Origin of the sequence: Bacteroides muris (ex Fokt et al. 2023) (assembly GCF_024704895.1) — a bacterium.
Classification (GTDB): Bacteria; Bacteroidota; Bacteroidia; order Bacteroidales; family Bacteroidaceae; genus Bacteroides; species Bacteroides muris.
This window is the reverse complement of sequence record NZ_JAMZEE010000068.1, coordinates 1-11,612: the sequence shown is the minus strand read 5'-3', so window position 1 is coordinate 11,612 and position 11,612 is coordinate 1. Positions and strand designations below refer to the sequence as shown.

Here is an 11,612-nt window from a genome sequence, read left to right as displayed (position 1 = left end):
TGTAAATTTCAAGTTTGCCACAAAGGTATATTTATATTAAATCAGCGTCAAGGCGGAAAATAGGACGTTTACTTTTCAAACTTGGCGGTAACGTTTATGCTTTAATTCGACAACTATTGACCTGTGCCTTTCAGTCTTTTGGTGGGCAAAATTCCACAAAAAGAAAGGTGGTATCAAAGTGCATACATTATATGATGTGGAAACACAGATTCCTGCATTCTTTCATATCACGGAAGCATCCGTGCACGATTCTAAAGTCATGATTGAAATTCCTTATGACCCAAGCTCTTATTACATCTTCGACCGCGGTTATAACAACTTCAAAATACTGTATAAAATTCATCAAATTGAAGCCTACTTTGTTGTCAGAGTAAAAAAGAATCTCGGGTACAAATCCATCCAATGGAAACGTAGACTGCCTAAGAATGTGCTTTCAGACGCAAATGTACTTCTAACAGGATTCTATCCTAAACAATATTACCCAAAGCCACTTAGGCTGATTAAATATTGGGATGAAGAGCAAGAACGAGAATTTACATTCATAACCAATGCGATGCATATATCTGCGCTTCAAGTTGCTGAACTTTATAAAAATCACTGGCAGATAGAGCTATTTTTCAAATGGCTCAAGCAGCACCTTAAAATCAAAAGATTTTGGGGAACTACAGAGAATGCTGTTCGAATACAGATATATGCTGCTATATGCGCTTACTGTTTGGTGGCAATCATTCAACACGATATGCAACTGGACAGAAGTACATATGAAGTGTTACAAATACTGAGTATCTCATTGACTAATAAGACTCATCTGAGAGACTCTTTAATAAAACTAAATTTCAAAAGGACAAAGAACGATTCGGACCAAATGGGCCAAGTTTGTTTAATTTTTAATTCGTCCCAATTTTAATGGGACACTAATGATATAGCATATTACCAAACAGCATTCTTCAAGCAAACTTTAACAATCTCCCAAAGTATAATAATTCTATACCGTAATCTCATCAAAATTGGATTATTGCTTCTCGTATTACTTGGAGTTACATTGTTTCCATGACGGCGGAATAACATTAATGATTCTTTAAGAAATTTACGCTTATAGAAAAAACCTCCATAAACACCTATCCAAAAATCGTGACCTACACCAGATTCTGGAAAAGGCAGTACCTTATCCAAAATCTTCCGCTTAAAAACAGTACAACATCCAGTTGTTGTGCAAGACTTTATATTACGCCAAAATTCAGGATGAGGCATTGCAAATTCTTGAATTACTTGCAAATTACTATCTACTACTTTTCGTCCGTGAAACAAAATGTCGCAATCATTCATATTTGCCATAACGCGCTCTACCTTGTTAGGCATCCATACATCATCTTGGTCGGCAAGGAAAATAATGTCACCCTTTGCCTGACGAAGAGCATTCTCAAAGTTATGAGTAGCATAATCGAAGATATAGCGGTATTTACGTAAGTGCTTGTAAGTATATACCTTTATACGAAAATCGTGGTAGGCTTCCAATATTGCTAAAGTATTGTCTGTGGAACCATCATCAGATATCACAATCTCGTCCTCCGGCTCTAACTGGCTCAGAATACTATCAACCTGTTCTTTAATATATTTCTCGCCATTATGTGTGGCTATACATACTGATATCATTTATCCATCAATGTTTTGTAATAATCATTCAACTTATAGTACACATTATCCCACAGGAAGTTTTCCTCGCAAAAACGAATCAGATCTAGTGATTTATTTCTTTTCTTAAGACTAACAAATAGTTTTTTTGCTTCTGCCATATTTGAGTAGTATAGATTGAGTGGCGATGGAGCACCATAGTCTTCCACTCCTGGAATCTGAGGAAGTATAGAGGCAGTACCTAAGAATCCTGCCTCTAATAAAGCATTATTTGCTGTTGCAAATGTCAAAGGAAGAAATGAGTAATCACAATCATTAACCACAGAAAAATACTTGTCGTCGGGAATTCTCGGATATACTACAACATTACAATAATTATAGAATTGTTCTTTGATTCGTTGAGGTTGTCCTATCATATGAAAACAAATATCATTCCTATGTTCCAAACAAAACTTTATGATAGTTTCCATTGTATCATAATCTCGATAGTTTTGACCCAAAACACATACATTGATTTTACTTTTGTTTAATCCACTTTCAACCTTCTTAAATTTGGGTCTGTTAAAACCATGAGGAATAAACACAGAATCAAGATTATATTTTTCCTTCAGTATCCTTTTTTGATTAGTACTTAACACGACAATGCCATCCAAACTTCTCAAAGCTTTAATAAATGAAGATTTACACCTTCTCTCTTCCTCAATATTAAGATGTAGGGTAGCCACTGTTTTATGTTTATTTAAGCGGAGAAATGGTACAACTAACGTATCACCATAGAAGTAATGAACAACTGTATATCTCAGTCGCTTAAAGCGGGAAATAATACCAAGAAAAATTACATTAAGTATCTTTCCTCTTTTACTAACGGGAATGAACCCAAAAGGAACATTCTCCCCCATTAAACAGTCTGTTTCCGGATTACCTATAATCGAATCGTACCCACCTGCTGAAGAATGGCTATTGTCACGATAGCCAACATATAATATTTTTTTCATTATTACTAAATTACACTATGATACGGTATGAAAAGAGACTCATACTGACCATGAAGTGTCTGATTAAATAAAATGAATTTATAAACAATATATACAAAAAACGCCAACCATAATTGTGACTTATTTCTGAACTTCTTTTCCATACCTAATAGTAATAACATCCCAACACCACCAGATGCCAATATTCCTATTCGCGAAAGATATGGTATGGCAAAGGCTACAGTACGATTAAAATACATTCCAAAAATATAAAGATTCAAAAGTGTATGATACATATTGTTTTGGTATTCTTCTTGTGTTGAAGATGCTTTAGAAAAATAGTGGTTACCAAAGTAATGATACAACCAAATGAAAAAAGCTCCACTACAAAATGATAGTATAATGCTCGAAACCGAACGAATAGAATACTCAGCGATTCCTCCATACATATAGCCATCAATCTTTTCTTGAATATCTCCATCAAAAGAACCTATTGCCAATAGCGAATTAATTGAATCAAGAAAAGAGACAACTGAAGAAGACGCAAATCCTATCATTATACTGGCAAAATACATAAATAACATCATCACCAAACTAAATCTTTTGCGTGGCACAAAATAGAAAGGAATAATCAAAAGAGTTGCAATGTGAATTGTAGATGCAACAATGACATAAAGAAAAAACTTTTTGAAATTTCGTTCTACAATATGTTTGAAACCCAAAATAACAATTATGGATGCTAAGGCAAAACGCACAGGAAAGATACTACCAACAAAACAACCAAATATAACACTTGTAATATTATTCAAACCCACATATTTAGCAAATTTGATATTCAAAAGTACGATTAGAGCAGATTGAACTATCAGCATTGCCGTGTAGGATTCACCTGAAAATCGTCGTACAATATCATTAAGAAGCCACCACCCATATTCATTATAATAGATAGGCTCAGAAGGATACATAAACATTCCATAATAAGAATCCCAGTCTGTACCATTCTCCCAACGCAGCCCCTGAAACAGTACTACAATAACAATCGCAAGAATTTCTATGAATATTTGTTTTTCTCTCTTTACTCCAACAGATACTAAGATAAGAAAGGCCAACAATGAAAAGACAACGTAATATATCATTTATTCACAAATTTCAGAACAAATTTCAGTGCAATATTTGACCAACAGAACTCAGGATACTCTTTTTCAAAAGACATAACTTGACTAGAACAATTGGCTAATAGCTTTTCATTGTTCAAAAACATTTTAATACATTCTGCTAATTCAATAGGTTTGTTATTAGCAAAGAGCAAGCCATTCTTCTTATGTGTCAATATTTCCTTGAATCCATCAAGGTCAGAAGCAATAATTGGCTTACCAAATGTATAAACAGTTTGAGGAATTCCGCTCTGTGACATAGTAATATATGGACAAATCACAAATGATGATTGACTAATTACTTCACACAATTCAGCATTAGAAAGACGCTTATTGATTAATAATACGTTTGGATTATTACTTAAATCTTCAAGGCATGGATCATTTCCTTTGCCAGCAACTACAAGTTTACAACAAAAACGATAGTCTGCCAATAACTTCATCGCTTCATTCAAGATGGGTAATCCTTTATATGGCAACATACTTCCAAAGAACAAGAAATATTTCTCAGGCAAAAACAAAGTGTTCTTTACAGATATCGTTTTATAAGTTTCAAATAATCCAAAGTTCAAACGATGAATCTTTTCTCTCTTAATATCTTTATAATTGAAAATATCACACAATGAATTATCAGAATAAATGATTATATCAATAGAGCTTTTGAAAAGGTACTTTAGCAATGGCGAAGGTTTGCTAAAATCAGGGTGAAAATGATTACATACTTCATGCAGCGAGACGACTATCTTGCAGTTCAGTTTCTTCAAGAATGGCAGATACTCACAAGAATAATAACCACCTATGATATTGACAATTTCGTAGTTCTGCTCATTGATAAATGAAGAAGATTTAGTGGCATAGTAATCGGAATACCATCCAATGACATTCCGCACAATGGGGATACGCTCATAGGGTCTTGGCATCTTCAACGAGAAAAGTCTAACCGAATCTGATTCACCAAAGTAAGAGAACATCTCAATCCAATTATTCACTGCAATTTCCTCAACTCCATACTTACTTGACTGATACGAACAATTGAAAGCTTCTAGTTCTGAAAACGATATATAGTAGAAAAGATAAATATCTACTGCATATCCCATTTCAAGGAACTGTTTTGCCAACGGGAAGGTACTCCCAGTAAACCCTTTTGTGATTAATGCTATTCTTTTTTTCATTTTTCAGCTTTGTGAAGTTCGTAATAGATTTGCTATATTGTACATAATCGTACTCACCCATTTTATGCATATTTGATGCATAAAATCAAAATCTATTTCAGAAGGGGTACTCCTTCTGATTTATTTCTTCATATCATCTTTATTTCTTACTTTTGTATAAAAAAACATATTTCCCAATATCAACTGCTATGTTTACATTATCTTCTTTAACATACCATATAACTCACAAAATCCGCTTTTTAAAAATTCTCGGAATGAAATCCGATATTCTTTAAGAACCCAGCGAGGCCAGTACCAATTGTTGTATGCCAACTGCACTCCCCCTTGAATGAGTATTATACCAAGCAACCCAAGACTCGTAAATTGTAAAACAACAAAGTCGCCTATACAAATTAAAAATCCAGAAATAAGGGCTGCCGGCACAAATGGTACTTGATTTCCTGAACTGATAAATATTGCAAAATTTGAGTGGTTCTCCTCGAGGAAACAGACCAAAGAATACAAAAGTAAAATATTAAGAGTAGGAAGCTGAGCATTAGAGCCAATTAAATTTAGAGCCCAAGAACCAAGAAAAACCACTACGGCCAAACCACAAATACATAGTAAATAATATACAATGATAGAGTATGAGAAACGCCGAATTGTCATAACTCTATCTCCTTGTATTCTGTATGATATAATTTGCGGCTGTAATGTTCCAAAAAATGTTACACTAATACTTGTTACAATCGTAACAAATTGCATCATCAAGCCATAGGAAGCAACTACGTCTGACGCGAGATACAAACCAATAAGGAACATACCAAATTGCCGTGTACAATAAGTGCCAATAAAGTTAACTCCAACTTTTTTCGCATTATACCATATAGCTTGGAAAATTTCACTTTTAAGTTCATCTGAAAAGGCTTGACCATATAGTTTTGAAATAGTACCATTATCATAAAAAAAATGATGAGCTAAATATCTGCCTAGAAAAGGAGAGATGAGATTAGCAATGCAAACTCCCATTAGACCAACACTAGCAAGAAGCAGTACATAAACTAAGACAATCTGCAAGACCTTACTAGCAAGAATACATTGTTTTGACTCTTTAACCAATCCTCTACCTACAAGCAACGAGTCATAATATTTGAAATAAATTGAAAAGAATGATGAAGTGCAAAATACCAACCAGATAGCAAACGAGTTATCAACGTTGGAGAACCCTTCCGTTACAAAATACATATACCATGTACCCAAAGTCATCAACAAAACAAGTACAATAGCACTTATGATACGGAAAATTCTACGCGTCACGCTCAAAAGGCACGCCAATAGCTGATAATTTACCGTCCCAGTACTTCCCTCAACAATTCCCTCTTTTAGTAATTTAGTCGCCCCACTATATACATATGAAACCTGTCTACTAATCTGTGGAGTAAAGCCAAAATCCATTAAGGTTACCAGCGTTGTAACTGTCAACATCAGATAATTCATCGCAATCTCTTCTGTACTTAGCAAGTGGAGTATGAGAGGCAGAGTAATAAGTCCTGATGCAATATTAAAAAATTGCGAAACGTAGCTCCAAATAATGTCCCCTTTTGAAATATCTATATTTGACATAAGCCCTCTTTATTTAGAACAATTTCAATAATAAGTCTATAACAAATTCTTTTTTGTGAGTTTTATAATATAGAAGTTTCAGTTTAAGTTGTATCAATTTCAGCCAAAAAGGCTTCACCTCCTTCAGTGAAAGATATCCTTCAATCCATATAATGGACTTTGGCACATTCTTAAAAATCTTATAGTTCCATTTTAGGGCTATTTTACTATCCGCAATCTTGTTGCTACCATCAGCATCCTCATCCCATAATTGACAAATTGGCTCAGCATTATCCACTTGAGGATAATGAAAAAAATTCAATAAGCGATTTATACCTAAACCGGAACATGACAACGGTATATGATTCTTATAAGCATTTATAAATAATAACGTATATTTCTGTACTTCATCAACATAAGGATAATTTAAAGTTTCTCTTGTTTGTTTGTTCTTTGCGACAACGACAGTGCCATTTTCCTCAAAAAAATAAAGACTTGTACCTGATGGTTCAAATAAAAGATGCTCAAAAATCAAACAATTCCTATAAAACTCACTTTTTTGATAAGAAGATATTTTTATCGAATCAAAATATACTGAATATCTGTTACCAACATTTGTTTTACATTTGATAGAATCATGAAATTGTAAGCCATAAATATTTGCGTCAATTCCTTTATTATGAAGATAAGATTCCAACATCAATTGACCATTTCCATTTATACTATTATTTACAAGTCCTATCTTGCCATCAAAGATGCCATTTTGCACCAAATACTTCATTAAAAAGCAAGACTGTTTAGCCATCGTCCCAGTACATAATTCTATTAATTGATTCAACTTATCATCATAAATACCATTGTATAAATCTTCTCTTGTTACGATAGAATTAATCGAAATTTTCAACCTATCTGAAATCAATCGTCTCTGCGTTTCATTCTTTGCAATGAGAAAAGTATCATAAATTTGATTCCATGAATAAACTGCCCTTTGAAGTAAGCTATCTTTATATATCGTCAAAGTTTTCTGTTCATATATTAAGGGAAGCCTTAGCAGATTCTTGTTTAGGCAAATGTATCCTACATCCGCTTCTTCAGGATATAGACACTTATAACATTTCTCCAACAAATAGCCCTCTCTAGCAACGAACAACAGTTTGTCAATATTTTGTTTCAATCTTTCCTCGTGCAACCAATTACAGAAGTCATATATCAATGGACCCAAGATAGAAAAGCCAATATTATAAGCTGATTGGTCGAATTCAATCCTATTATACAAACAAGATAGTGAATCTATATGATTTTCAATATAGCTAGATGTAACTACGTTCTGCAAAGCATTCCAATCATACCACCGTTCCAAAGAATCTATTCCATTATTCATTGCCTGATAGATATCGTTGTTATCATCATCTCCAATGTGTAATACTTGCGCTGCAGGAACGTTCAATTTCTTCAGCAATATTTGAAAAAGTTTTCCAGAACGCTTTGTTTCTCTTTCTTCAGATGAAATGAACAAAAAATCTGCCTTAATACCGAGTTTATTAAACAACTGTTCAAAAAAGCTACGAGGCAAATACATATCCGTAGTTATGACTATTTTTTTCCCAATACCACGACAATAATTAACAAACTCTACCATCGGAGCATTAGGAATACAATTTTCAAGTTCAACGTATATCTCAATTTCTTTTAGCAATTTGAGAGTATCAGCCTTATATTTTAATTGAGAATATATTTCATCTAATGTTATATCTTGTCCGATGTGCTGACTACGAGCTATCCTTTCAGCTTTTATTCTGTCTCTGTAGAATGAGGATATCGTGCATCCTGTCTTCTTTATATATAGTTCTTGAACTATGATAAAAATATCTTCGGGAGTTGCTACAGATCTAAATATCAATGTATCAAATACATCAAATGAAACATACTCATATTTAGAAATATCGTTTTTTTGCATATATAACTCGTTGTAAGGTAAACATCCAATTCTCCCCAAACCAATCTTAAACATTTGATTTTCTGCCTATTTATTAGTTTGAGTTAAATGTAATAATGTAAGATTTAACATTTCAGGACCCTATTTTTAGGGATTTTGAACCGAATTATCCTCGTCCAAACCCAATTTCGGACTAAATTTCTCTAATTGTTGTAAGCACTCAATTTAGGGCATCCCCTTTTGAAAGGGCACTTTTCTGTGCCCTAAATCGAGTTTTGTTAATTAATTAGTTTTGAAATTAACATTGGCTTGTAGCCAAAGTGATTTTGTCAGGAACCATGTTAACATAATCCCGGCATCCGTTAAAGATTTTTTTGAAAAAAGTTCCGATGAAGTTCCAGACAGAACTGCCATGAAGCTTTACCGTTCCTATCATACTGTGATAAGTTGCAGCCATCCCAGCACCGGCATCACTACCATATTTAAACCGAGCTGATTTCAACTCATTGCCGATAAATACATAAGCATTGTATCCGTCGGACATAATACTCTTCAATTCTGCATCGCCCAAAAAGTCTGTAAGTACCTCACGACCACGCGAGCCATTCTCATAGAAGAAAATGGCTGTTTTCTGAGCCTTGTTGACCAGCACCCAAATGTAGCACTTCTTATAGTGATCATATTTACGCACTTTACACCAGGTCTCATCGCAATTCACAATCGAGTCTTTTTCCAAAGCTATGGACTTCAATACACAGACCAATTCATCCAGGTATTTCTCGCCTTTCTTAAGCCAGTTGCACAATGTGTTTTTAGAAACGGTCATGCCCATATCTGTCAGCTATTGACGAAGAAGACCGAAAGTCACATTCTTCACATAAACTTCATAGGCAATAGCCTGCAGAAATTCAGGAGTGGCTCTAGTGCCTTAATTGGTTACTACCTCCGGATGGCTTTCAGAAGGGAAATAACCCCACCCGGGCTTTTTACCCGGTTCTGCATAATGAACCATCTCAAAACATTTTTCCGCAAGGAAAGCAATCAATAGCCATTTTTTGACTGCTTACATAAAGAATATCAAAAAAGGACTTGAGTTTTAAGTATTATTAGTTTGGATTCCTATCGTTCATAGGAAAGGAAGTTTGCCGAGGCATGAGTGCCAAAGAGTTATTCCACAATATACCTCTCCACATTCCGTGTCTCATTGCTGAAGTTCACCCCCACTTTCACCAGCCGCCTGCCATCCAGCACATAAGGAATCAGATAACCTCTCTCATCAATTTGCTTCAAGGCATCTTCGGCACTGCCGTTCAGCTTGAACTCAAAGACGTAAACGGCATCTTTTGTCCGCACCACGGCATCGGCACGACCACGCGCACTGCGCACTTCCGCCTGTACGAATTGACCCAGCAAAGTGAAGACGACATAAAAGATGGCCTGATAGTGGCGTTCGGTATTGTTGCTCAGTTCGTAGGGAATGCCTGCAAAGAATACTTTCAAGCGTTCCATGAATGCATCCACATCACCGGAACGGAGTTCACGCATAAACTTGGCTATGTGGAAACCGGTTTCATCATCAGTCACTCCTGTATAATAAGGAACCAAGAAATTCAAGAAACCATAGCGTACCTCATCATTGGGAAAACCCAAAGTGTACAATAGAACATCCCTATCGTAGTCTTTGATGGTCAGATAACCACTTTGATAAATCATGGGAAGCGGATTCTTTACTTCCGCACGATACTCAAAAAAGGCGGAAGCCGTCACTTCAACTCCCTCAATCAGAAGGCGCAAATCATAATCACTCTCTTTCAATAAATTTACCAAATAGGTAGGAGTACCGGTCTGAAACCAGAAATTATCCAAAATCTTCGACTTGCATGCATTCAACACACTGAAAGGATTAAAAACCCCTTCACAATGGGGGTAAAAATGATAACCGTCATACAGCTTGGTCATCTGCTCCAAAGTTGTATCGAAGTCCATCCCATTGGAAACACCCAAACGTTCTATCTCCGGAGTAAACGTTGTGAGCAGTTCTTCCTTAGTAATACCACATAAAGAAGAATAGTCGGGCCATGTACTGATGTCCTGCAACTGATTTAAATCACTGAACACGCTAATCTGCGCAAACTTCGTCACACCCGTCAAAAAAACAAAGCGGAGATAACGGTCGGCACTTTTCAGTACCCCATCAAAGGCTTTCAATATCCGACGATATTCTTCCGTTAGCTTTTCATCCGAAAGAGCTTGAAGCAAAGGCTTATCATATTCATCAATCAACACTACCACTTGCTTACCCGTCTGGGCATACGCCTGCTCTATCACATAGGCAAAGCGCTCTTCGGGACTACGCTCCTGCTTTTCCGCACCATATTTCAATTCCCACTTTTCCAGATATTGATTAAGCATGGCTACCAAATCTCCGGCTGTTTCATATTTACGGGCATTCAAATCCAGATGCAATACAGGATATTCCTCCCACCGGGTTTCCAGTTTTTCGATGGCAAGTCCGTGAAACAAATCTTTACGTCCTTGGAAGTAAGCTTCGAAGGTAGATATAAGCAAACTCTTACCGAAACGGCGAGGACGGCTCAAAAAATAGGGAGTGGAATTGGATGCTATCTTATAGACCATTGCTGTTTTGTCTACATAAAGATAATTTTCTTCACGCAGCTTTTCAAAAGTCTGTATACCAATCGGCAGTTTACGCATCTGTTCCATCTCATTTCTCTTTTTTAGAAGCTATATGCAAATATACGTTTTTTCTTCAAAGAGAAATTCTATTTATACATTTTTATTCCATTTCTTCCCACGGATAAGGATTATCCACCACATTCCGAAACTCGGCAACCGCTTCTTGCTGTTCTGCCGTGAGCGATGCGGAATTCCAGGAAGCAATGATAGAACGGCCCTCGTCGGCCAAAGGCTCATCGAAAACCTCTCCATAACAAGCCGTAAGCAAGCGGAGTTTCAGCAAAGAGGAAGGAAGGGAATCAAGGGTATCCCAGCAACGCCTCAATACCTCCTGCACATGCTGCTGTTTTTCACCATGGTCAATGAACGAGGCACTATACCCCTTCAAAAGCGCAAGACATACATTTGCCTGCTCCTCCACCGTGGTACCCCAGGTGCCTGAATTATACAAAGTTGTGGTCAAGCG

At 36.0% G+C, this 11,612-nt stretch carries 9 protein-coding genes and 1 pseudogene; 1 reads left to right on the top strand and 9 read right to left on the bottom strand.

The genetic code is table 11. From position 1 onward, the window contains the following. Positions 1 to 115: 115 nt before the first annotated feature. Entirely contained in the window at positions 116 to 907 is a 792-nt protein-coding gene (locus M1B78_RS17660; protein ID WP_346015127.1) for an IS4 family transposase, read from the top strand. A gap of 23 nt (positions 908 to 930) precedes the next feature. Here the strand turns inward: M1B78_RS17660 and M1B78_RS17655 are convergent, their stop codons facing one another. From M1B78_RS17655 to M1B78_RS17615, 9 genes and pseudogenes are all read right to left on the bottom strand, one after another. Then, positions 931 to 1,653, bottom strand: coding sequence for a glycosyltransferase (locus tag M1B78_RS17655; protein ID WP_257941403.1), 723 nt, complete (start codon positions 1,651 to 1,653; stop codon positions 931 to 933). After that, positions 1,650 to 2,627 carry a glycosyltransferase gene (locus tag M1B78_RS17650; RefSeq protein WP_257941402.1) on the bottom strand — a complete coding sequence of 326 codons (978 nt, stop codon included), beginning with the start codon at positions 2,625 to 2,627 and terminating at the stop codon, positions 1,650 to 1,652. The genes M1B78_RS17655 and M1B78_RS17650 overlap by 4 nt, the downstream gene beginning before the upstream one ends. A gap of 5 nt (positions 2,628 to 2,632) precedes the next feature. After that, positions 2,633 to 3,742, bottom strand: coding sequence for an EpsG family protein (locus M1B78_RS17645; RefSeq protein WP_257941401.1), 1,110 nt, complete (start codon positions 3,740 to 3,742; stop codon positions 2,633 to 2,635). Beyond that, positions 3,739 to 4,932, bottom strand: coding sequence for a glycosyltransferase family 4 protein (locus M1B78_RS17640; protein WP_176468550.1), 1,194 nt, complete (start codon positions 4,930 to 4,932; stop codon positions 3,739 to 3,741). The genes M1B78_RS17645 and M1B78_RS17640 overlap by 4 nt, the downstream gene beginning before the upstream one ends. Before the next feature lie 192 nt (positions 4,933 to 5,124). Then, the gene (wzx, locus tag M1B78_RS17635; RefSeq protein WP_176468549.1) at positions 5,125 to 6,534 is read right to left on the bottom strand and encodes an O-unit flippase-like protein; all 1,410 of its coding nucleotides are present in this window, start codon (positions 6,532 to 6,534) and stop codon (positions 5,125 to 5,127) included. Positions 6,535 to 6,547: 13 nt separating this feature from the next. After that, positions 6,548 to 8,524: an HAD-IA family hydrolase gene (locus M1B78_RS17630; protein WP_257941400.1), complete on the bottom strand. Its 1,977-nt coding sequence runs from the start codon at positions 8,522 to 8,524 to the stop codon at positions 6,548 to 6,550. 223 nt (positions 8,525 to 8,747) lie between these two features. Continuing rightward, positions 8,748 to 9,485 (bottom strand): annotated as a pseudogene (locus M1B78_RS17625) (IS66 family transposase); the annotation flags it as partial. Positions 9,486 to 9,616: 131 nt separating this feature from the next. Beyond that, positions 9,617 to 11,173: an ATP-binding protein gene (locus M1B78_RS17620; RefSeq protein ID WP_257941399.1), complete on the bottom strand. Its 1,557-nt coding sequence runs from the start codon at positions 11,171 to 11,173 to the stop codon at positions 9,617 to 9,619. A gap of 73 nt (positions 11,174 to 11,246) precedes the next feature. Next, on the bottom strand, positions 11,247 to 11,612 hold a 366-nt coding region (locus tag M1B78_RS17615; RefSeq protein ID WP_257941398.1), incomplete at its 5' end, for a UpxZ family transcription anti-terminator antagonist.